Origin of the sequence: Rahnella sp. PAMC25559 (assembly GCF_050632365.1) — a bacterium.
GTDB lineage: Bacteria > Pseudomonadota > Gammaproteobacteria > Enterobacterales > Enterobacteriaceae > Rahnella > Rahnella rivi.
The window spans coordinates 2,886,076-2,908,861 of sequence record NZ_CP192543.1; the positions used below are offsets into that span (position 1 = coordinate 2,886,076).

The following is a 22,786-nucleotide window of genomic DNA, read 5'->3' on the forward strand; positions in this document are numbered from 1 at the left end:
ACCTTATATTTTTTTATAATCAAAGAACGGTTTGCGCAGACCATTGTTCAAGAACGGATTGATAGGGTTTAATGAAATTTTCTTCAGTAAACTTCCCTTGCTCAACAGCCAGCTGGCTACGTTCTTCCCGATCGTAAACAATGCGGGTTAAAGAATAATCCTGATAATTCAGGCTTGGCTGATACTGTATTCCGGCCGCAGAATTAGCATTGTAAATCTCAGGGCGGTAAATCTTTTGGAAAGTTTCCATCGTGCTGATGGTGCTGATCAGCTCAAGATTTGTGTAATCACTGAGTAAGTCGCCGGTGAAGTAGAAGGCTAATGGTGCCACGCTGTTTTCAGGCATGAAATATCGCGCACGTAATCCCATTTTTGCGAAATATTCATCCGTCAGAGAAAGTTCATCCTGCTGATATTCGATACCCAATACAGGATGTTTCACGCCGGTGCGATAATAGGTGTTTTTGCTGGAGACGCTCAGGCATATCACCGGTTTCTTATTGAAGTTATCTTTATAGGTATCTGAGTTGATGAAGCATTTAAATATATCCCCATGCAGTTCTCCAAATTTCTCAGGAAGACTGAATGCAGATTGGGTTTTATTGTGCGCCGGCAATAAAACGCTAAAATCATAATCTCTCACATAAGAGGAGAAATTATTCCCCAAAATACCTTCAATACGCTGATTGGTGTGTTTATCTACGATATTTGTTTTCAGTATTTCAATCACCGGGAAGGAATCTGAGCTGTCTTCGCCGGAAATAGTCAACTGAACAGTAATGATATCAAGTTCAACAGAATAGCGATTGCTCTTCGGGTTATCCCAGTGAGCCAGAGAGTTGAAGCGGTTATCGATCATCACTAAGGTGTTACGCAGGTTATCCTGGCGTTTCTCACCCCTTGCCAGATTAGCAAAGTTGGTGGTAATACGCGTATTTTCCGAGGGATTATAATCTTCGTCGAAACGAATGCTCTTAATAGCAAAGGTAATATTTTTATTCATTGTTATCTGATATCCCGACATCTGATATGAAACCTGTTTTGATTGTTTGCTTTTCAGGGCTTCTCAATTTATTTTCAGATTTACCTTCAGCAGCCTCAAAATTTTCTATTGTTAATAACCGTGTATAATTTATGCCTGAGTCGCTGACTAAGGAAAAGTGATTTAATTTCACTGAACATGAACGATCTTCATGATCAGCGGGCAGATGTTCAGCTTCTCATGACAGTTCTTCACGCCTCCCGGACATAAGAAAGCCCGCTCAGATTTATCCTTACGGGCTTTTCAGCACTCATTTTGGCACAGCCACGTGCACAAAGCAGGGCCGGAAAGCTCACTCCTCGCTGACGGCCTTATTGAGAAGGCGCGCGCGGCACACCTCGAGGATCTCATCAGCCAGTGCCGAATCATCGGGGCAGGCGCGGGAAAGCACCAGAGCGCCAACAAGGTGGGCCATGCTGTCGATAAGGTCAGCGCGCGATGCGCTTTGCGGACCACGTTCACTGGCTAACAGGGCCAGCTGCGTTTCAATGCCTTGCGCAAATGCAGCTTTGATTGGCGCGGGCTGACGGGCGGTATCTGCCCCCAGCGCCGACATGACGCAACCCTTGCCCATGGAATCACGGTGCTCCCGGGAGAGGTAGTTCTCCACAAATTGCTCACGGCTGACCCCCTGGGTACTTTCTGCCGATCGCATAAAACCGCAGCTCATTGCCTCCGACATCAAATCCGCCTTGGAGGCAAAGTGTTTATAGAACCCGCCGTGAGTGAAACCTGCCGCTGACATCAGTTCCGCGACGCCAACACCGTCATAGCCCCGTTCGCGAAACAACACCGAAGCCGTTTCAACAATGTGTTTCCTGTTTTCACGAACCTGTTCTTTTGACACTTTCATTTTTGCCCACCTCCCGAAAATTCATGCCTCAAGTATACATTGATGATAACCGTAATCAAACCGATTGACTTTTTAGATTACGATCACCATCATTAAGTCTGTACTTTGGCCGCGCACTGGCGGATTTTGTTTACTCACCAATAAAGAAGATCATCTCATGACCAAATCATCAGTCCTCATTACTGGCGCTTCAACAGGCATCGGCGCTGTTTACGCAGAGCGTTTCGCCCGCCGGGGGCACAACCTTGTTCTGGTCGCCCGCGACAAGGCAAAACTCGACACTCTGGCCGGGCGTCTGCGGCAGGAACACGGCGTGGCTGTCGACATTCTGCCCGCTGATCTGACCCAAGCGGATGCACTGGCGGCTGTCGAAACCCGTCTGCGCGACGACGCGCAAATTGGCATTCTGATCAATAACGCGGGCATTGCGCAGTCGGGCGGTTTTGCGGAGCAGACGTCAGAGTCTATTGAACGGCTGATTGCGCTGAACATCACAGCTCTGACGCGGCTGGCAAACGCCGCGACGCCGCGTTTTGTGCAGGCGGGAGAGGGCGCAATTGTCAATATCAGTTCCGTCGTCGGGCTGGCTCCGGAATTTATGATGTCGGTGTATGGCGCCACTAAAGCCTACGTGCTGTTCTTATCGCAGGGATTGGATCTGGAACTGTCATCCCGTGGCGTGTATGTCCAGGCGGTGCTGCCAGCCGGAACCTATACGGAAATTTGGGAACGCGCAGGCATTGACGTGACAACGTCACCTAAGATGATGCAGGTGGATGATTTAGTGGATGCCGCACTGGTCGGTTTTGACCGTCGCGAAAAGGTGACCATTCCGCCACTGCAAAATGCCGCACACTGGGACGCCCTCGACGGTGCGCGTCAGGCGCTGATTTCCGACATCAAACAAGATGAACCCGCAGCGCGATATAAATCCCTTTAATTAGAAAAGGTGCGTTGTGCAGGAGAACAAATGGTTGGCGCGAGGGATGAACAGCGTGTTTTTTGTTCCAGACAGGCTATCACGGGCATCAGGAGCGGATTTAACCAGAAAGCGTGAGCGCGTCGAAATGGATTTTAAAATGATTTAAAAGGGGAAGTGGCCTTCCCCTTTAGATGCGTTTTAACCGGAGAGTTAACTCACCAGGTTAATCAGTCGTAAAAGGGCTAAAAACAGCTCCAGTACGACGATGATCACTGACAACATGTTCATCCGCGTTCTCCACATAATGCGGAGCGCAACACCAGTACCTTACCCTTACATTGCCTGTCAGTACGGGTGTACAAGTGTTAGATTGTATAGTCGCACTCCAGACTGGGGCACTGCTTGCGGCACCACCCGTCTGGCAGTCAGGGCTTTAAAATAGGTAAAGCCTGAAGCACGACAAACCTAACGGCCTGTATTATTAATGAGCGTCCGTGGGTTTGCAACGGGTATTGAAGAACGCTATAATCTCGTCGTTAGATTGTATGGTCGCACGTCGCTGCTTAACGATTACCTGTCGTTAAGGGCGAAAAAATATAGAACCCCGTCTCACCAGCGGGGTTTTTTATTGTCTGGAATTTGGTTTCTCAGGTATCCCGATTTTCGCCGAACGGAAGAAAAGCGGAAAAGCAAAAAGCCCGCTTAAGTTTCCTTAAGCGGGCTTCTCTAATTTGGCTCCTCTGACTGGACTCGAACCAGTGACATACGGATTAACAGTCCGCCGTTCTACCGACTGAACTACAGAGGAATCGTTTGAACGGGGCGGATAATATCCAGAGGGCGCCGGGGTGTCAACGCAAAATTCAATAATAGCCGCTGACTGCTCAGCATCTAATCAATACGGCTGAAAATCATCATCAGCGCCATCAAAATACGGGATCAGCCGTCAGATTAACAATCACAGCGTTGTCCGCGACGTTGCCGTGCCAGCGGGTCTTGCTGATAAAAACGGGTGAAATGGCCGTAAACCAGCGGAAACCGGTCAGACAGCAATTCTGGCGCACTAAAGAAATATTCAGAAAGTACGGCGAAACATTCGGCGGCGTCGGTTGCTGCGTAGGCGTCCATGCTGGCAGCCTCTTCGCCTACGGTGTCGATTTCATCCTGCAGATTTTGCATGGCGGCCTGCAAATCATGCTCCCAGGCAACCACGTCGCGCAGCGGAATGGGCGGAATGCCGCTGACTTCGCCGCCGTTACGCATATCCAGTTTGTGCGCGGCTTCGTGGATGATCAGATTAAAGCCAGAATTGTCGAAGGAGTCTTCAATGTCCTGCCAGTTAAGGACGATCGGCCCCTGATCCCAGCTTTGTCCGGCGTGGATTTGCGTTCCGGCGTGGATCAGGCCGTTCTCGTCCTGCCAGGGGGTATCGACCACAAAAGGAGAGGGATAGAGCAGAATCTCATGAAACCCGTCGAGCCAGGATGCGCCCAGCTCCATGACCGGCAGTGCAAACAGCAGGGCGATGCGCGCCTGCATTTGTTCGGTGAGCACAATGCCCTGCAAGGGCACCAGCCGTTTTTGTTGCAGCAGCTGGCTGGCGATGCGTATCAGACGTTGTTGCTCTTCGTCATTGAGAGAGGACAACAGCGGAATGTTCAGGGCGTCGTTCCACGCGTCCGATCTCTCAATTTTCAGCTCATTTGCTTTCCACGGCCACTTAATCATCATTTTGCTCGCAAAGTGATCACTTGATTTATCAGTGCCAGCTAAGCCGAAGTCACTCCAAAACAAGTAACTTCAACAAGTTAGCGTCGAACTGCACAGATTCTGAGAGGATGTTACACATCCGCTCATTTTAAGCAAAATGCGGGATCCTCTTATAAGACATAGCTCACGTTATTCTTTAAGCCATTTTTCGATGAAAGTATTTGGCGCAAGGGGCTTGCTGAAAAAATAGCCTTGCAGGAATTCGAGCTGATACGGCGTCAGGTAATCGACCTGTGCCTGTGTTTCGACACCTTCGGCCACGATAATCAGGCGCAGACGTTTTGCCAGATCGATGACGTTATCGACGATGTGCCCGGCCAGTGCGTCGGTGCCGATTCGGCCAATGAAGCTCTGGTCGATTTTTAGGATATCGATGTGGAAGTTTTGCAGATACGCCAGGCTGGAGTGACCGGTGCCAAAGTCATCCATGGCAATCAGGACGCCCATCCGGCGCAGCGAGCTGAACAAACTGTGGGTGATGTCCGTTTGTTCGATCAGTTCGCGCTCGGTAAGTTCCAGCACCAGATGCACAGGGTTTTCTTTAAAGGCGTCGATGAACGCTTTGCAGTCTTCCACCAGCGTCAGATCTTTAAAGTGACTGGCGCAGATGTTAAACCCGAAATGGAAGCCTTTCGGCAACTGCGCGGCCATCGGACCAAACTGATCGCGCACCTGCGCCATCATTGAACGGGTCATCGGCACAATTAATCCGCTTTCTTCGGCAAGCGGAATGAACTGGTAGGGCGGGATCAGCCCGGAATGCGGATGCTGCCAGCGCATAAGCACTTCGCAGCCGGTGATTTTATGATCCGTGCCATCCACCACAGGTTGCAGCCAGGGAATAAACTGTTTTTTCTCCAGCGCCGTTTTCAGTGCAGTGACCGGCGTGCCAAAACGGCCAAGCAGCCCGTAGGTCATGAACGCCACAAATAAGCCGACCAGGGGAAAGAGCACCAGACTGGCGGTGGCGTAATCAAAGATGTAACGCCAGTGATCGCTGCCGCTGATCACCAGCCGCATCTCATAAGGGTAACGCTGAGACGCCAACGCCATTCTTTCGCCTTTCGGCCAGCCCAGATCACGATGAATTTTGCCCTGATTATCCATCCACTGGTCGCCGACCTTCAGAACGAGAAATTTTTGCTGGCTGAGTAAACGAAGAATATTGTGCAGGAAATAGCCGTCAACGCCGACCAGAACGCCCTGGCCGTTCACGTCGTGACGATAGGCGATCAGCGGATGATTTGGCGTTACGGCATTGCCGCTCATCAGCATCAGTTGTCCGCCAGCGTAGTGGCCTTTGGAAACGAAATCGATCTTCTCACCAAACAGGGAGGTGCAATAAATGGTGTCGCCGGTATAAAGATTGACGGTGCGCACATTCGGCACTTTCGCCACCTGCCAGCGCAGAGCCTGAATCGTCTCCTCGGTACAAGGGGCGCCGATCAGATTGTTGACGGTATCGGCGGCGACGGCGGCATTGTCGAGGGTCATATCCACCATGTAGACCGATTGCGCCAGACTGGCGGCGTGATCTTTACGCAATCCCTGTGAGGTCTGCCATGAAATCGCCAGCGTGCCCAGCGCGGCGACCAGCAGGAATGCCAGCACCGACAGACAGAGTCGGAATCGCGGCCGGTATAGCCAATGTACGGATAAGGCCAAAGGAGTGTCCACCTTAGGAATTTGTGAAGGCTTACTGTTCTTAATATAACGCATAATCAGCGAAATCTGCTGCAAACCTCGAGTAATAATGAGGGAAATCAATCTCCCACCTGCCCGATGCTCATGCTGAAAAGTCAGTTCGTGCGGTTTCAGTTTTATTGAGGGCCTAAAATTTGTAGCATAAGCGTTTACGCCGCCTGTCAGAAAACGACATCAGGACGAACACATGCCTTCCCGCTTTTCCATACTTCTCTGCGCTGCTGTTATCTCTCTTTCCGTCAGCGGTGCTGCGCTGGCCGCCGATGCTCCAAGCTACGGGCCACAATTACAGGGGTTCGATTACCCGTTTCCGCTCAAACAGTTCTCGCTGAATTCGCAGGGTGCGCCGCTGCAGATGGGCTATCTGGATGTGTCGCCGGCAGGCCACAAAAACGGACAGACCGTGGTGCTGATGCATGGAAAAAATTTCTGCGCCGCCACCTGGGGCGGGACGATTTCAGCGCTGGCGGCCAAAGGCTATCGCGTGATTGCGCCTGATCAGGTGGGGTTCTGCTCCTCCACCAAACCCGGACATTATCAGTACAGTTTTCAGCAACTGGCGATCAACACGCATGAGTTACTCAAAAGCCTGAAGATCAGCAAAGCGGTGATCGTCGGGCACTCTACCGGCGGAATGTTAGCCACGCGTTACAGCCTGATGTTCGCGCCGGAAGTGTCGAAACTGGTGCTGGTCAATCCCATCGGGCTTGAGGACTGGAAAGCGAAAGGGGTGCCATACCGCACCGTGGATCAATGGTATGACCGCGAGCTGAAAACGTCGGCAGAGAGCATCAAACAATACGAGCTGAAAACGTATTACGTAAACAAATGGAAACCGGAATATGACCGCTGGGTGGATATGCTTGCCGGTCTGAACAACGGGCCGGGGCATAAGCTGGTGGCATGGAATTCGGCCCTGATTTACGACATGATTTTCACGCAGCCTGTGTTCTACGAATTTAAGAATTTACGTGTCCCGACCACGCTGATGATCGGCACGTCTGATACCACGGCCATTGGCAGCGACATCGCCCCGGCGGCAGTGAAAGCCAAAATTGGCAACTATAAAGTGCTCGGTAAACAAGCCGCCAAGCTCATCCCCCATGCCCGGCTGATCGAATTCAAAGGATTGGGGCACGCGCCGCAAATGGAAGAACCCGAAAAATTTAATGCCGCTCTGCTGAAGACCCTGGCGAACTGAGGCCGCAAGCATCATAAAAAAAACCGCAGCCTGCGTCAGGGCTGCGGTTTTTTATGGTTTTGCGTTTCGACATTCTGCTTCGGCGATTAACGCAGATTGTCCGGGAAGTTAGCCGGTAACTCGCTGGCTGCGCAGTCGATCACGGTGTCGTTGTTCGCGCCGCAGTCACGGACAAAAGTGATGGTCGCGAATTCATCAATCACTTCGGTCGGATAGGCCGGACCGGCATCGCGGTAAGCATTCATCAGCGGAATATGATCGTTCTGGAAGCAGACGGTTTTTTCCGGATTGTTCATGACCCAGCGCGGGAAGAAGATGGTGCCGTGGAACACGTTATCGCCAAGATTCACAATCAGGCTGACGTCAGTACCGGTAGGCTCGGTCCACGAAATTTTGTAAACCTCTGATGCCACACGCACGATGTAAGCTTTCTGGTCTTTCACCCAACGGTTACCCACCAGGCCACTGTGAATACGGTAATCCAGTGTCTGTGCGTTTTTCACATAGATTTCATAGTTCCAGCCGTTATCGTAGGTGTAAACCACATGTTTACCAACGAAGCCGCTCAGGTCATTTTTATCAAAGTTACTCATGGTGAATCTCCTCAGGTTTTCTGGATGAAACGTGTGTTTCGTTTCGATGAAAGAATCATACCTCTGGTAAATCTGATAAAAAAACGCTGATTTTCGATAAAAACAATCGGTTTATTAGATGTATTATGCGGTGACGAATTGCACTGCACAGGAGACAGATATGGCGCTGCCGAGAACCACACTTGAACAATGGGTTGTGTTGCAAACGGTGATTGAGCAGGGAAGTTTTGCGCAGGCGGCCACGGTGCTGAACCGCAGTCAGTCATCGGTCAGTTATGCGTTGAGCGGGTTACAGGAGCGGCTCGGGCTGCCGCTGCTGGAAATTACCGGGCGCAAAGCCACGCTGACCGAACAAGGGCGAGCCCTACTGGCGCAGGCGGCGCCGCTGATCTCCTCTTTCTTGCAACTGGAGCATCGCGCGGCAGGCTTGCGCGGCGGGGTGCGCACGGAGCTGAGTCTGGTGGTGGACAGCGTGTTTCCTAAAAACCTTTTGTTCCGTGCGTTGAAATGCTTTCAGCAACAGTTTCCCGATACCCAGGTGCATCTGACGGAAATTCTGCGGGGTGAAAGTCCCGGCCAATTAAATGAACGATCAGCGGATTTGTACCTCACCACGCTGGCGCCGGAAAATGCGATACACGGACGGTTCCTTCTCGATGTGGATTTCGTGCCGGTGGCGAAAAGCGATCATCCGCTGTTACAACTGCCGGTGCCGCTTTCCGCTGAAGATCTGGCGCGCTTTCCGTTGATTACGGTGGCTGACCGTCGCTCGCCGCGAAGCGACAGCCGCGCAGCCGGTCAGGCGGCGAACTGGACGTTCACCACGGTGGAAGCGGCGATGGAGGCGATATCAGTGGGCGTGGGTTACGGCTGGCTGCCGCTGGGAAGTGTTGGCCCGGCGCTGGAAAGCGGTGTGCTGAGCAGGCTGACGCTGTCGGCCCGCAGGGTGCGGCAAACGGCGTTGTATATGGTGATGGATAAAGAATCACAAAACTTTGACCAGACGGTTCATGCCCTGTCGCAAAGTATTCTGGCGGCGTGTGGCCTGCTGCCCTGAAACGCCGGGCAGCAGGTGTTCAGATTAGGTTTTTTTGCAGGCCGCGAGGAGATCAAGCTGCGGATCCCGTACGCTGGTCTGAACGTTCATGGCACTGAGCACGGTATGGAACAGATTATCCTGCGACACATCGTCCTTCGCGGCATGAGCTTGCAGGCATGACACATCAATACCCTGCGCTCTGGAATAGCCGTCAGATAACCAGAACAGCATAGGCACATGCGTCTGCTCGGCGGGCGCGACGCTGTACGGCGTGCCGTGCAGATACAAACCATTTTCCCCCAGGGATTCGCCGTGATCGGACAGATAAATCACCGCCACGTTGTACTTATCCTGATATTGCTTCGCCTTTTCAATGACCTGTGACACCACATAGTCGGTGTAGTGCAGGGTATTGTCGTAGGTATTGACCAGCTGCTCCTGCGTGCAGTTTTCAATGTCACTGCGCGGGCAGTCTGGCATAAATTTACGGAATTCCGGCGGATAGCGTCTTGAGTAGGTCGGGCCGTGGCTGCCGATCAGATGCAGGCCGATCAGCGTATTCCTGCCATCCGGTTTGATGTCCTCATCGATATTTTGCAGCAGCGCCATGTCGTAACAGGTGTCGCCATCGCAATATTTACCGTCTTTTTGAGTATTGAGGGTGACGTTAGGCACGCGGTCACAAACGCCTTTACAGCCTTCGTCATTGTCTTTCCAGAACACGGAGACGCCCGCTTTATGCAGAATATCCAGCAACCCTTCGCTGTTGCGCGCCCGGTTGGCGTCATAGCGGGTACGTTTCATGTCCGAGAACATGCAGGGCACCGAAATCGCCGTGGCCGTACCGCAGGAGGTCATGTGCGCAAAGAAGATCACATCGGGCATGGCCTGAGTGTATTCATTGGTCGGCTTCGCATACCCGTTAAAAGACTGATTTTGCGCACGGGCGGTTTCGCCGATCACCAGAAACACCAGGTTGGGTTTCTCGCCAGGTGTCTGCACCAGTCTGGCGTCGTTTCCGAGGGTTTGAAACGGCATTTTTGGGGTGAAGTAACGGTGATTCATGTACTGGAAGGCGCTGTAGAGGTAATTGGTCGGCACGATTTCCAGATTCAGGGTGCGGTTGTTACGGCCAACGGAGGCGTAATCTTTGTAGAACACCCCGGCGATGGAGGCAACGATCGCCAGTGACACCAACATCGACACCAGACGCACGCCCAGACGACGCAAACGCGTCTGATCATAGCTGACGGGCGTGAAGAACAGCACAATCGCCGGTAATACGCCGGTAAACACAAACCACAGCACCACTTGCAGATTCAGATACGAAGACGCTTCGGCAGACTGCGTCTCCAGAATGTTTTCGATCATCCCCCGGTCAAAGACCACCTGATAGGTCATCATGGCAAAACTGGCGAGGGCGCTCACCGGCAGTATGATGATGAAGAAAGGTTTAAGTAACGGGCGGAAGCTGAACGGCGTGAACACAAAGTTCAGCGCAAAGAAAAGTGCCACGGGGATGGTCAGTGCGAACGCCAGGCTGTAGGCAGGCAGCGCATGAAGAATGCGGTAAAAGTGTAACAAGATTGGCAGGTTAACGATAAACGTAAAATATAAGCTGAGCAGCAAAGTCAGCCAGAAGTAGCTGATCTTCGGAAATAAATGGCGCAATGAAAACTCCCAAAAAACTGAAGGATGCAGGCGTTAACGGACTGAAACCATAACGCACATAAATGAATTGTCGTGAATCATAATATTGCTAGCTTAAGAAAGCCTTAATAGAAGTGTCACAAAGGGTTCACAGCTCACATTTTTCAGAAAGGTTCAGAAAATAAATAAAATATAGTTGGCAGGGTTTAGCCCCCGCAACCCTTATGCTGGGCGGCATAGCAGGGGAGTTGCGCAAAAAGCCATCAGCCTGTTTATACCTTTCTGAGTGCGACTTCCGACTCATTTTGATCTTCCCGCTGATTAATCCTCCCAGGTTTAATTTAACACTGACGATTTTGCGTCCGGCCTCTGCATGCGGAGCGATTGTCAGAAGGATTTATGCGTTGATTTCATCTTCGGCCACAATTGCGGCCAGCAGTATCATCGAACCGGGTGTTGTTATCGGCCCGCACGTTGTTGTCGGCCCTTTCTGTTTTATCTCCACGGGTGTGCGGATAGGCGAAGGGTCAGTCATTGCCTCACATGTCGTCATTAACGGCGATACGTCTATCGGTCGAGAGAACCGAATCGGGATGGGATCGTCCATCGGCGAAGTCAGCCAGGATTTGAAATACAACGGCGAAGCGGCGAGCCTCGACATCGGCGACGGCAATGAGATTGGCCGTCACTCGACGCTGCACCGGGGCACAGAGCAGGGCGGCGGTGTCACGCGCATTGGCGATCAAAATATTTTTCAGGCGGGTGTGCACATCGGGCACGACTGTCAGGTGGGCAATCACACGTCAATGGGCGATCACAGCGGGCTGGCCGGTCACGTCACGCTGGGAGATTATTCGCAACTCGGCGCATTGTGTGCGGTGCATCAGTTTTGCATCGTTGGCACCGGCTCGCTGCTGCTGGACAACACCTGCGTGGTGCAGGACGTTCCGCCGTTTGTTGTGGCGAGTGGTAACCGCGCAGTCCCGCGCGGCATCAACGAACGCGCGCTGGCGTTTACCCGCGCGAATGCCGTTGAGCGGAAGGTGATCCGCCATCTGTACGATCTTTTATATCATCAGCAGGTGGCGGCAGACGTAGTGAAGCTTGAGATTGAACGGCTCAGCGCGGAGCACCCGATACTGTGCCAGTTCAATGATTTCTTTACCCGCTCGACGCGCGGAATTATCCGCTAACCGGCGGGATGTAAAGGCCGGTCAGGCTTCCAGCGCCAGCAGGGCAAAGGTAGCCAGCCAATGTTCGCCCATGTAATCGCTGTCGAGATTATCCAGTGCGCTGTGCAAATGCTCTTCCGCCGTGTGGCGTAAAAGGGTTGCGCGCGCGTCGCCTGCCGGTAACGCCGACGCCAGAGATCGCTGGCACCAGGCGCGGCTGAGGTTCAGACCGTCCAGATGCCCGATCTTACCGTCACTGCGGTCAGTGACTGTGGCGGGAGTGAACAGCGTGGCGGGTTGACGTTGCGCCAGCTCCGGCAGAAAACGGTCGAACCAGAGAATAAATTCCTCCCCCAGCAGTACGCGGCGCATCAGCTCCGCTTCCATCAGCGATGGCGACAAAAATTCATCACCACCCGGTTCCCATGCCTGACAATGCACATCATCCTGATGCCAGCGCCGCGCCGTTTCTTCAATTAACGCGCACAGCGGGCCATGCTTAACGCTTCGGGCATAGTCCAGCGTCAGAGCCAGCGCGAAGGCCGTATTGAAATGGCTGCCGACGCGCAGCGGATAGGTCGCTTTCGGCAGAAACGCCGTAAAACTCTCTTCGAAAAAGCGGGCCATCGGCGCCAGATTTTTTGCCCATTCAGCGGCCTGTGGCAATGCCATTTCCTGCAACTGCTGCGTCAGTGCCAGAAACCATGCCCAGCCATAAGGACGTTCAAACCCGGCATGTTGTGGCTGTTGCAGATAAGCCATTTCGCCCGCCACGTTTTCCGCGGTGAAATGCTGCCCGACCACGGTTATGATTTTCTCCGCTTCCGGCATCTCAGGGTAAGTGTTCAGCAAGCGCAGCAACAGCCAGTAGCCGTGAACGCAGGAGTGCCAGTCGTAGCTGCCATAAAAAATCGGGTGAAGCTGACGCGGGGTGCGTGCGTCCTGCGCGCTGCTCATCGCGTGCATCAGTTTATTGGGAAACTCACGCGTTAAATGATTGAGCGCAAGTGAGGCAAAACGGGACGCCATCGCTGGCGTCATCTGCGTTGTGGTCATCGTCTTTCCTTATCAGAAGCGGAACACAAAGAAATACATAAAGGCGGTGTTGACCAGCAACAGCAGCACGCCGGTTTTCCACTGTGCCTTGATCACGCCATTTTTATCCTGCAATTCAAGCAAGGCGGCCGGAACGATGTTGAAGTTTGCCGCCATCGGCGTCATCAGGGTTCCGCAGAAACCACACAGCATACCGATGGCGCCCATGATTGCCGGGTTGCCGCCAAGCTGATTGACGATAAGCGGCAGGCCGATGCCCGCCGTCATCACCGGGAACGCGGCAAAACCGTTGCCCATGATCATGGTAAACAGTGCCATCCCGAAGGTGTAGGCCACCACAATCGCCAGCGGTGAACCCAGAGGGATAATATTTTTCACCAGGTCTGCCACCACGCCGCCGACGCCTGCCATCGCAAACAACGCGCCCAGCGCCGCCAGCATCTGCGGCAAAATAGCCGCCCAGCCCACGGTGTCCATCGTCTGCCCGCCGGCTTTTATGGCTTTGAGTGGCGAATCGCGCAACATCACCAGCGCGGCGACAAAAGCCACCAGCGTGCCGATCACCAGAGAAATCAGCGTGACGTTTTTGGCTTCCACCAGCGGGGTGTATTTCAGCGTCAGGGTGCCGATCAGCGTCACAATCGGGATCAGCAGGGCAGGAATAAACAGTTTGCTGCCAAAACGTCGGGCACCGGCTTCACGCTGTTCCACGCGTTCAGGCTGGTCGTTATCCGTTTTGCCTTTACCCAGTTTGCCGCTGCCGGCAATCACCGCCAGCAGAATCGCCAGACAGCCGGTGACAAAATGCGGCAACTCGCCGCCAAACAGAAAAGTGACGCCGTAAACGCCCCAAAACAGCGCATTCACATAGCGACGTGCATTACTTTTGTCGCGCAGATTGAAGAGCGCGAAGGCGCAGAACATCAGGCCCGCGAGAATATAAACTGACTGTAGGTTGATCATTTTGCGGTGCTCCCGTGGTGGCCGTCAAAACGTTTAGCCAGCGAGCGGTCAAGCAGCCACAAACGGATAAAGTGAATAATCAGTGCGGCAATCGCGGTCGGGATCGCCCAGACAGACAGGTGCAGGGGTTCGACGTCGATTCCGTACTGATCCAGAAAACCTTTGATCAGCAGAATCGATTGCACGGCGATAAAAATGTCCTCGCCGAAAAAGACCGCCACGTTATCTGCCGCAGCAGAATGGGCACGGATTTTCTGACGCACGTCGTTAGGTAAATCACCGTATTTGGTGGTGGCGGCGGCTTCGGCCATCGGTGCGATCAGCGGACGAACCATCTGCGCGTGTCCGCCCAGCGAGTTCAGCCCCAGCGCTGCCGTCATCTGGCGCAGGAAGAAATAGAGCATCAGGATGCGGCCGGTGGTCGCCACATGAATTTTGGAAATCAGGTGTTTCGCCTGCTCTTTCAGCCCGTTACGCTCAAGCAGCGCAATCACCGGCAAGGTCAGCCAGATAAGGCCCATATAGCGGTTATCGGTAAACGCCTTTCCGAAAGCGCTGATGATTTCCACGGTTTGCATGCCGCCGGCCAGTCCGGTAGAGATCCCGGCGATGGTAACGACCAGTAACGGATTAAACCGCAGTGCAAAACCCAGCACGACGATCGGAATACCTATTAGCACCCACATATAACTTCCCCTGTAATGATAAATACGATGTTGTGTTTTTTGTTTTACGTGCCAGTCTGCCTGCGCAATACACGCGAAATAACCGTGGGTTATTTCTTATAGCGATTACGCATAAATAAAACTGAGAGGCGGAAAGTAACAAGCGATTTAACGGAACGCAAGATGCAAACCGGCGGCCATCATAGGAAATGAGTCTGGCTGTTTGAAACTTTGTTATCGAACAAAATAGTGAACTGGCAGAAGCTTTATACGCAGGGGATCAGAAGGTTATCAGCGGGAATTATCAGCATAATTAACCCGACACAGGGCCGGGATTAATGATAAAGGCGTATCAATACGCGGTGTGGCAGATTATTCGTCGTCCTCATCCCCGTAATATTTCACCCCAAGTTTGATCAGATCACGGCCCTGGGATTTACGGTGCAAATTACTGTCGCGCAGCGAATAAACGCAACCGCAATATTCCTGCTGGTAAAAGCGTTCGCGTTTGCTGATCTCCACCATGCGCGCTGCACCGCCTTTCTTGCGCCAGTTGTAGTCCCAGTAGACCATTCCGGGATAAGGCGCGGCAGCGCGATCGCCGCAGCCATTAATTTGCTGCATATCTTTCCAGCGCGAAATGCCCAGTGAACTCGAAATAGCACTAAAACCATGTTCCCAGGCATAGAGTGCCGTGCGTTCAAAACGCATATCGAAACACATGGTGCAGCGGATCCCACGCTCAGGTTCATTTTCCATTCCTCTGGCGCGTTCAAACCAATTATCGGTGTCGTAATCGGCGTCAATTAACGGGATGCCGTGTTGTTCGGCAAAACGTATATTTTCTTCTTTGCGCAGCAAATATTCTTTCTGCGGATGAATATTCGGATTGTAGAAGAATATCGTGTAGTCGATGCCGGACGCCTGAATAGCCTCCATCACTTCTCCCGAACAGGGCGCACAGCAGGAGTGCAATAAAAGACGGTCATGCCCTTCAGGCAGGGAAAGTTTCTCACGAATTAATTCAGACATCCTGTTCACCTTTATTTCAGAATAACTTTAACGATTGTTCTGAGGGGGATGATAGAAGACCTCGCTGTCGTGTCAAAATTTTCTTAACTGTTTCTGAACACACATCATGGCGTTACAGGGTTAGATGCTATGATAGAGGCAACATTGAGGGCCAGGCCCGGGACACGTTTTTTAAGGATGCAGGCAATGCAAATTATGAGATCGAATCACATTCGCTGGCTCAGTTTGTTGATTGTGATGGGCGGGTTGTTGTTGATTCTTCCTCTTCATTTACTGGCGTGCTTTATCGCCGGTTTCGTGGTGTACGAACTGGTCAATGCGCTGACGCCGCATTTTCAGAAAATCCTCAGCGGCGAACGTGCGCGCTGGGTGGTGGTGGCTTTTATCAGCACCGTGGTGGTGAGTTGCCTGATTCTGTTTGTCGCGGCTATCGCAGACTTCCTGATGGAAGACATGAAAAACCCGGTGGCGTTTAACGCCATGGTGTCGCGATTGCTGACTGACGCGCAAAGCCGTTTGTCGCCGGTGCTGTTGCACTATCTTCCGGCCAATATCGAAGAGTTACAGCGTACTTTCCTGCAATGGCTGCGTGAGCACATTGTCATGATCCAGACGTTCGGTAAAAACGCCGCACACGTTTTTGTCACCATGCTGATTGGTATGATCCTCGGGGCGATTATTTCTCTCCAGCGCCATACCCGTGGCGAGCACCATGCTCCGCTGAAACAGGAATTGCTGGATCGCGTGAGCCTGCTCAGTGCTGCTTTTCGTAATGTGGTGTTCGCACAGTTCCAGATTTCACTGATCAACACGGTGCTCTCGGGCATTTTCCTGTTTGGTATTTTGCCGCTGTTTGGCATTCACCTGCCGCTGGCAAAAACGCTGGTTGCGCTGACTTTCGTGTGCGGCCTGCTGCCGGTGGTAGGGAACCTGATTTCAAACACCCTGATTTTCATCGTGGGTTTGTCGCTGTCCTTGTGGGTGGGGGCGCTGGTGCTGGGGTATCTGATCATCATTCACAAGGTGGAATACTTCCTGAATGCGCGCATTGTGGGTAACCGCATCAAGGCCAAATCCTGGGAAGTTTTGCTGGCGATGGTGGTGTTTGAAGCCGCATTTGGTATACCGGGTGTGGTCGCCGCACCTATCTATTACGCCTACCTGAAAAGCGAACTCAAAGACGCCGGTCTTATCTAAACCTTTCTGAATTCCTTCTCAAAAGTGACGCTGCGTTGTGCGGCGTCACTGTCTGGCTATCGGATTACCCTGATTTAAAACTCCTGAAAAAAACAGATTCAGGCAAGTAATGGCGAGGATCGTTATATTTGTTTGTCTCCTTAACGCGTCATACTTTCCTGGTGCACTGCCTTTTGCCGTGCGCATGTATTCCGTTAGCCCTTCAGGAGAAATAAATGACTCTTAACGTTCGTGGTTTCGCTGCCCTTTCAGCGGATGCGCCTCTTGCGCCTCATAATTTTGTTCGCCGTGACCCGCGTGATACCGACGTTGTGATCGACATTCTGTATTGCGGCGTGTGCCACTCCGATATCCACCAGGCGCGCAATGAATGGCACCAGAGCATCTATCCGATGGTTCCGGGACACGAAATTATTGGCCGTGTGAAACAAGTCGGCGCGAAAGTCAGCGGCTTCAAAGTCGGTGATACTGTCGGTGTGGGTTGTATGGTCGATTCTTGTCAGCACTGTGAATCCTGCGCGGAGAGCCTGGAACAGTACTGTGAAGAAGGCGCGACCATGACCTATAACAGCTACGATCGTCATGACAACATGATGACCTACGGCGGTTATTCCGAACAAATCGTGGTGGCAGAGAAATTCGTGCTGCGCGTTTCTGAAAAACTGGACATCAAATCCGCTGCGCCGCTGCTGTGTGCCGGTATCACCACCTTCTCTCCGCTGAAACACTGGAAAGTCGGTAAAGGCCATAAAGTCGCGGTTGTCGGCCTGGGCGGTTTAGGCCACATGGGCCTGAAATTTGCCAAAGCATTGGGCGCAGACGTCACGCTGTTCACCCGTTCTAAAGGCAAAGAGCAGGAAGCTTACCGTTTAGGCGCCGATCACGTGGTGCTGTCGACGGATGAAGAGCAAATGGCGGCGGTGAAAAGCCACTTCGACTTTATTCTCGATACTGTGCCAAATCAGCACGATCTGAACCCGTACCTGGATACCCTGAAACGCGATGGTACTCACATCCTGGTCGGCCTGATCGAACCTATCGACCCGGCGCTGCACAGCGGCAAACTGGTGATGGGGCGTAAAACCGTTGCAGGTTCCCTGATCGGCGGGATCGCAGAAACTCAGGAAATGCTGGATTTCTGTGCTGAACACGACATTACCTGTGACGTCGAGATGATCGACATGCAGGACATCAACGGCGCTTACGATCGTATGCTGAAAAGCGACGTGAAATACCGCTTTGTTGTCGATATGGCTTCACTGAAAAACGCGTAACCCGCTGATTTCGGTTAAATAGCGACCTGATGCGTCTGCCGGAGAGTGAAGAAATTCACACCGGCAGGCGCATTGTGACGAAATTTACGCTTTCCTTCTTACGGTGGCTTCTCGGCTTGTGACGGCAGTGGTATCCTGCTGCCTTTCGCCGGGCGAAGGAAAAACAGTGGCTAAGAGTTTTGATGAACTCATCAGAGATATGGACCTGATGATTGAACATGTGGACAGACTGAAAAGCCTGCCTCCACGGGCTGCAGAGCCAAGTTCAGCGGCGGCTGAGAAACCGGCATACGATTCTTTCGGCGAGATCTTTGCGCTTAAAGCCGTGATGCGTGCCTTTATCTCTTCCGTCGATACGATTGTAAAAGTGCAGATTGCGAAGAAAGTTGAGCAGGATATTGGCCATCTGGAAAACACGGTGCGCTCTATCGGCGGTGGCAGTGCGAACGCTGAAGACGTCGCGCAAATCACCGCCTACGTCCGTAATGCCGTTTCTGAACTGATGGAATAGCGGCACGCTGCTTCCTGGCAATACACGAAAACTGTCTGCTACTAAACGCCGGTCACCTCAGTGAGCGGCGTTTTTTTTGGTCGCAAGGGTGAGCCAGACGGTAGGCGTACAGGCGATAAGGCGATATTCTTCGCGTATGTTTGATGGCTGGCGCTTGTTATGACTCAGGATTATCGCTTTTTCGCGGCAACGCGACGCAGATGTTTTGCGCTTTTGTTTGAGCACCGCACCCGCAGCGGTCACCGGATGGAAATCTTTTGGATCACCGCGTCCTTACTGAGCGTGGTGGTGCTGTTTTTCGAATCCAGCGCGACCGATCTGTTTCCCAATACGCCGAATGTTCTCTGGCGCTTCGGTTTAATCGAACTCGGATTCACGGCGCTGTTCAGCGTGGAGTACGTGCTGCGCATACTGTGCTCGCCGCGCAAAATGCATTATCCGGTCAGTTTCTTCGGCATTATCGATCTGTGTACCGTGTTGCCGATGTATATCGTCTGGATGATGCCGTCGCTGGCCGGGTCTGCCGATCTGGTGGTGGTGGTGCGATTGCTGCGCGTTTTGCGCGTCCTGCGCGTGCTGAAACTCCTGCGCTATATGAATGATGCCGGGATGTTGTGGCGCAGCCTGATGCGCGCGCGCCGCAAGCTGAGCATCTTCTTTGGCTTCGTGGCTATTATCCTGTGTCTTTTCGGCGGACTGATGTTTGCGGTGGAAGAGGGCAAGGATGGATTTACGTCGCTTGGCGCATCGGTGTATTGGGCCGTGGTGACGCTGACAACCGTCGGGTACGGCGATATCACCCCGCATACCGCGCTCGGCAGAATGCTGGCATCGGTGCTGATTCTTTTAGGCTATTCAATCATTGCGGTGCCAACCGGAATTCTGACGGCTTATATGTCACAAGAGCTGGAAAAGGGGCGGGCGGCACGTTCTTGTCAGAATTGTCTGCATTCTGGACATGAATCTGATGCAAAATTTTGTGCACATTGCGGTGCGGTTCTGGAAGCGCAGAGATCACAAGCTGTTGATAAATAGACCTATAATTGTTCAATGATTGTACTGACTGGTTCATAAAAAGACTATTTTTGGGGTTTCCCCTGACATTGCGTTAAAAAGAGTTGCTATTAAATGGCAGTCATGAGTAAATACGTCTCGGCCTGTGGTACAGACCTATTTATGCACGACATCCTGAGTAAAGTTGTTCCAATTTAAAGCGTTATCCATGATAACCCTGCTCTGACGAATTTCCTTCTTAGTGCCTCCATAAGTAACGACTGAAATCCGGCTATAACATGCCCATGGTGGCGAAATTTATTTTTAAAAGGTAATTCTTATGTCAATGATGAAAGGTCAGGTTAAGTGGTTTAACGAGTCTAAAGGCTTTGGCTTCATCACTCCTGCTGACGGCAGCAAAGATGTGTTCGTACACTTCTCCGCTATCCAGGATCAAGGTTTCAAGACCCTGGCTGAAGGCCAGAACGTACAGTTCACTATCGAGAACGGTGCTAAAGGTCCGTCTGCGGCTAACGTTACCGCTATCTAATCTTACTTTACCGCTGTTACAGCGATAAACGTACAGATGACAAAAACCCGCATGCGCGGGTTTTTTTACGTCTGTCGTTTGTGAAATACCCCTTTGTCATTTTGCGAGCGCCTGTTGTTTACCGGCGAGCTCTGGCAAAAAGACAAAAAAAAGCCCGCATAGTGGCGGGCAAAAATATTTCTTATGACATTCATTACGTACTCCCTCGGGGGTGAGCACGCAGGCAGTATAAAAGAAATATCTGTCAGGATTCTGGCGCTGAAATGTTAAGGAATTGAAAATTAATCCCCCCGCGTTATCTCAGGGTTTTTGCCCTGCATTCACCTTGTCCCGTGCCTTTCTCTGCCAGTCTGTACTACAATGAATACAATTGAACACTATGGGGTAACCTGATGAAAGTTAATGATCTTGTCACAGTAAAAACCGATGGCGGGCCGCGTCGTGAAGGGAAAGTGCTTGCTGTAGAAGAGTTTTACGAAGGCGTTATGTATCTGGTTGCGCTGGAAGATTATCCGGCGGGGATCTGGTTCTTCAATGAAGGCGATACCAAAGACGGAACCTTCGTCGTACCACGGGACAGCGAAGAGTAAAATATCGCAGGTAACATGAATCAATAAAAAAACACCGGAGCCATCGCTGCCGGTGTTTTTGTTTTATACGCGGGTGCGGTCAGAATTTAGAACGTTTCCCAGTTCGGTTCTGTGCTGGTGGTTTTGCCTGAACGCGGCGATGAACCCGGCAGGGCGCGTGCGGCGGGCTGAGTACGCACGGCGGGGCGATGTGTACCGTCAATTTTGAAGACGGCAACCGCCTGGGTGAGGCGCGCGGCCTGTTCTTCCAGAGAGGCGGCAGCGGCCGAGGCTTCCTGCACCAGCGAGGCGTTCTGCTGAGTCACGCCGTCCATCTCAGAGACAGCCTGGCTGACCTGGCTGATGCCGCGGCTCTGTTCATCGGAGGCGGAGGCTATTTCCCCCATGATGTCAGTCACATGGCTGACGGCGGTGACGATTTCAGACATCGTCGTCCCCGCATCGCCCACCAGAATGCTGCCTTCGCCCACATAGTCCACCGATTCTTCAATCAGTGATTCGATCTCTTTTGCCGCCTGTGCGCTGCGCTGGGCAAGATTACGCACTTCGCTGGCGACCACGGCAAATCCACGGCCTTGTTCACCCGCGCGGGCGGCTTCTACGGCGGCATTCAGCGCCAGAATGTTGGTCTGGAAGGCGATGCTGTTGATCACATTGGTGATTTCAGCAATTTTGGTCGAACTGCGGGAAATATTTTCCATTGTGCTGACGACGTTGGCGACGATTTCTCCGCCTTTCTGCGCTTTATTCGAGGCAGCGGCTGCCAGTTTGCTGGCGTGATGGGCGTTTTCAGAGTTCTGTTTCACCGTCGCGGTGAGCTGTTCCATACTGGCGGCGGTTTGTTCCAGCGCGGCAGCCTGTTGCTCGGTGCGTGAGGAGAGGTCGGTATTGCCGGAAGCAATTTCCGTTGAGCCCTGATAAATGGACACGGCGCCTTCGCGCACGGTCAGCACGGTGCTGGCCAGTGAATGCTGCATGTGGTCGACATTGCTGCTCAGCACGCCGATTTCGTTGCGGCCATTATTTTGTGCCGGCTGAGTCAGATCGCCTTCGGCGATTTTCTGAATGCGCACCACCAGACGGTTCAGCGGATTGATGATCACTTTACGCATCACCAGATAAGTGATGAACGTCAGCACCAGCGCCAGCAGGAATGCGCCGCCCATCAGGCCATAACCGAGCGTGGCATTTCGCTGCGCTTTATCGTTGATTTTATTGGCGGTTTCGGTGCGATAGGCGATGGCTGCCAGCAACGGTGTGTTGTTAGCCTGATCCAGTTCACGCACTGTTTCGGCTTCCTGAGAAATCACTTCCTCAAAATGCGCCTGCTTCGCAGAATCCATCATCGGCAGCATGCCCTGCGTCATGTAGGCGTTGTAGGATTTTTTCAGCGGTTCATCGAGCGCCAGATCGGTGGCATTTTTACCGGGCCGGTTGATGTAGGTATCAAAAGCCGTCTGCGACTGTTTCAGGCGGGTGGCGGCATCGCTGAGATTCTTATTAAAGACGTCCTGATCGCCGACACGGGCTGCCGCTGCGGCCTGAATCAATAACAGGCGGGCAGTGCGCAGGTGGTTGGAGCTGTTCGACAGCGCCAGGCGTATTTGCAATTCCTGCGTGGCATTCGACAGTGCCGCATTACTTTGTTTCAGGAAAAAGCTGGAGGTGCCAATCGAAATGGCAAACAGGAACAGGATCCCCACCAGAATCTGGCTGATCAAGGTGATGAGTCGAAAATTGCTGATAAAAGAGGTTCGGGTATTGATGTTTAAAGGAGTATCCATTTTATTCCGCTCTGTTAATCCTGTTCACCGGCAATTGAGGGTCGGTGAGTGACAGCGATGTAGGGTCTGCCTGCGGGCAAGTCCTGCCGTGGCGAAAACACGCCATATAAGGACATCGGCAATCCAGAGAGGAGATTGAGTTTATATTTGCGACGCGGATCTCATTTCAGAAGTTTGTGTAGCCTTCTACAGGCTATGCAATGGCATAGCCTGTAGAAATAGTCC

Annotated in this window: 21 protein-coding genes and 1 tRNA gene; 10 read left to right on the plus strand and 12 right to left on the minus strand. The window is 52.4% G+C overall.

Going from position 1 to position 22,786, the window contains the following annotated elements; genetic code table 11:
- Positions 1–19: 19 nt before the first annotated feature.
- Both ACQZQY_RS14715 and ACQZQY_RS14720 read right to left on the minus strand, forming a co-directional pair.
- Positions 20–1,003 (minus strand): DUF1852 domain-containing protein, encoded by a 984-nt coding sequence (locus tag ACQZQY_RS14715; protein ID WP_056780546.1) that lies wholly within the window; start codon positions 1,001–1,003, stop codon positions 20–22.
- A gap of 331 nt (positions 1,004–1,334) precedes the next feature.
- The gene (locus tag ACQZQY_RS14720; protein ID WP_056780542.1) at positions 1,335–1,895 is read right to left on the minus strand and encodes a TetR/AcrR family transcriptional regulator; all 561 of its coding nucleotides are present in this window, start codon (positions 1,893–1,895) and stop codon (positions 1,335–1,337) included.
- Positions 1,896–2,052: 157 nt separating this feature from the next.
- On the opposite strand from ACQZQY_RS14720, the gene ACQZQY_RS14725 reads away from it, so the two are divergent.
- Positions 2,053–2,835 carry an SDR family NAD(P)-dependent oxidoreductase gene (locus tag ACQZQY_RS14725; RefSeq protein ID WP_431295867.1) on the plus strand — a complete coding sequence of 261 codons (783 nt, stop codon included), beginning with the start codon at positions 2,053–2,055 and terminating at the stop codon, positions 2,833–2,835.
- Positions 2,836–3,549: 714 nt separating this feature from the next.
- Here the strand turns inward: ACQZQY_RS14725 and ACQZQY_RS14730 are convergent.
- The 3 genes from ACQZQY_RS14730 to ACQZQY_RS14740 form a co-directional block, all read right to left on the minus strand.
- A tRNA-Asn gene (locus tag ACQZQY_RS14730) sits at positions 3,550–3,625 on the minus strand.
- A gap of 143 nt (positions 3,626–3,768) precedes the next feature.
- Positions 3,769–4,545: a DgsA anti-repressor MtfA gene (gene mtfA, locus ACQZQY_RS14735; RefSeq protein ID WP_056780536.1), complete on the minus strand. Its 777-nt coding sequence runs from the start codon at positions 4,543–4,545 to the stop codon at positions 3,769–3,771.
- A gap of 171 nt (positions 4,546–4,716) precedes the next feature.
- On the minus strand, positions 4,717–6,252 hold the full coding sequence (locus tag ACQZQY_RS14740; protein WP_238485169.1) for an EAL domain-containing protein: 1,536 nt from the start codon (positions 6,250–6,252) through the stop codon (positions 4,717–4,719).
- Between the two features lie 226 nt (positions 6,253–6,478).
- Between ACQZQY_RS14740 and ACQZQY_RS14745 the strand changes: the two genes are divergently transcribed.
- A complete protein-coding gene (locus ACQZQY_RS14745; RefSeq protein ID WP_056780532.1) occupies positions 6,479–7,492 on the plus strand; it encodes an alpha/beta fold hydrolase in 1,014 nt (337 codons plus the stop codon).
- Positions 7,493–7,578: 86 nt separating this feature from the next.
- On the opposite strand, the gene ACQZQY_RS14750 is transcribed toward ACQZQY_RS14745, so the two are convergent.
- Positions 7,579–8,085: a phenolic acid decarboxylase gene (locus ACQZQY_RS14750; protein ID WP_122095459.1), complete on the minus strand. Its 507-nt coding sequence runs from the start codon at positions 8,083–8,085 to the stop codon at positions 7,579–7,581.
- A gap of 160 nt (positions 8,086–8,245) precedes the next feature.
- Between ACQZQY_RS14750 and ACQZQY_RS14755 the strand changes: the two genes are divergently transcribed.
- A complete protein-coding gene (locus tag ACQZQY_RS14755) occupies positions 8,246–9,142 on the plus strand; it encodes a LysR family transcriptional regulator (RefSeq protein ID WP_431295868.1) in 897 nt (298 codons plus the stop codon).
- A gap of 24 nt (positions 9,143–9,166) precedes the next feature.
- On the opposite strand, the gene ACQZQY_RS14760 is transcribed toward ACQZQY_RS14755, so the two are convergent.
- Positions 9,167–10,795 carry a phosphoethanolamine transferase gene (locus tag ACQZQY_RS14760; protein ID WP_431295869.1) on the minus strand — a complete coding sequence of 543 codons (1,629 nt, stop codon included), beginning with the start codon at positions 10,793–10,795 and terminating at the stop codon, positions 9,167–9,169.
- Positions 10,796–11,178: 383 nt separating this feature from the next.
- Here ACQZQY_RS14760 and lpxA point away from each other — a divergent pair, with 383 nt between their 5' ends.
- Entirely contained in the window at positions 11,179–11,967 is a 789-nt protein-coding gene (lpxA, locus tag ACQZQY_RS14765; RefSeq protein ID WP_056780517.1) for an acyl-ACP--UDP-N-acetylglucosamine O-acyltransferase, read from the plus strand.
- Between the two features lie 21 nt (positions 11,968–11,988).
- On the opposite strand, the gene ACQZQY_RS14770 is transcribed toward lpxA, so the two are convergent.
- From ACQZQY_RS14770 to ACQZQY_RS14785, 4 genes are all read right to left on the minus strand, one after another.
- The gene (locus tag ACQZQY_RS14770) at positions 11,989–13,002 is read right to left on the minus strand and encodes a DUF2891 domain-containing protein (RefSeq protein WP_431295870.1); all 1,014 of its coding nucleotides are present in this window, start codon (positions 13,000–13,002) and stop codon (positions 11,989–11,991) included.
- Positions 13,003–13,014: 12 nt separating this feature from the next.
- Positions 13,015–13,962, minus strand: coding sequence for a DUF979 domain-containing protein (locus ACQZQY_RS14775; protein WP_390975824.1), 948 nt, complete (start codon positions 13,960–13,962; stop codon positions 13,015–13,017).
- Entirely contained in the window at positions 13,962–14,651 is a 690-nt protein-coding gene (locus ACQZQY_RS14780; protein ID WP_056780508.1) for a DUF969 domain-containing protein, read from the minus strand. The genes ACQZQY_RS14775 and ACQZQY_RS14780 overlap by 1 nt, the downstream gene beginning before the upstream one ends.
- Positions 14,652–15,002: 351 nt before the next feature.
- Positions 15,003–15,662, minus strand: a complete 660-nt coding sequence (locus ACQZQY_RS14785) for an epoxyqueuosine reductase QueH (protein ID WP_056780504.1) — start codon at positions 15,660–15,662, stop codon at positions 15,003–15,005.
- 186 nt (positions 15,663–15,848) lie between these two features.
- Here ACQZQY_RS14785 and ACQZQY_RS14790 point away from each other — a divergent pair, with 186 nt between their 5' ends.
- From ACQZQY_RS14790 to dsrB, 6 genes are all read left to right on the plus strand, one after another.
- On the plus strand, positions 15,849–16,859 hold the full coding sequence (locus ACQZQY_RS14790) for an AI-2E family transporter (protein ID WP_056780501.1): 1,011 nt from the start codon (positions 15,849–15,851) through the stop codon (positions 16,857–16,859).
- A 215-nt stretch (positions 16,860–17,074) separates the two neighbouring features.
- Entirely contained in the window at positions 17,075–18,133 is a 1,059-nt protein-coding gene (locus ACQZQY_RS14795) for an NAD(P)-dependent alcohol dehydrogenase (RefSeq protein ID WP_056780496.1), read from the plus strand.
- A 166-nt stretch (positions 18,134–18,299) separates the two neighbouring features.
- Complete coding sequence (locus ACQZQY_RS14800) at positions 18,300–18,644, plus strand: hypothetical protein (protein ID WP_056780492.1); 345 nt, start codon at positions 18,300–18,302, stop codon at positions 18,642–18,644.
- Positions 18,645–18,890: 246 nt separating this feature from the next.
- On the plus strand, positions 18,891–19,679 hold the full coding sequence (locus tag ACQZQY_RS14805; protein WP_238485170.1) for a potassium channel family protein: 789 nt from the start codon (positions 18,891–18,893) through the stop codon (positions 19,677–19,679).
- Positions 19,680–19,977: 298 nt separating this feature from the next.
- Positions 19,978–20,187 (plus strand): transcription antiterminator/RNA stability regulator CspE, encoded by a 210-nt coding sequence (gene cspE, locus ACQZQY_RS14810; protein ID WP_013575246.1) that lies wholly within the window; start codon positions 19,978–19,980, stop codon positions 20,185–20,187.
- A 392-nt stretch (positions 20,188–20,579) separates the two neighbouring features.
- Positions 20,580–20,777: a protein DsrB gene (gene dsrB, locus ACQZQY_RS14815; RefSeq protein ID WP_056780486.1), complete on the plus strand. Its 198-nt coding sequence runs from the start codon at positions 20,580–20,582 to the stop codon at positions 20,775–20,777.
- 86 nt (positions 20,778–20,863) lie between these two features.
- On the opposite strand, the gene ACQZQY_RS14820 is transcribed toward dsrB, so the two are convergent.
- On the minus strand, positions 20,864–22,561 hold the full coding sequence (locus ACQZQY_RS14820) for a methyl-accepting chemotaxis protein (protein WP_431295871.1): 1,698 nt from the start codon (positions 22,559–22,561) through the stop codon (positions 20,864–20,866).
- Positions 22,562–22,786: the final 225 nt, after the last annotated feature.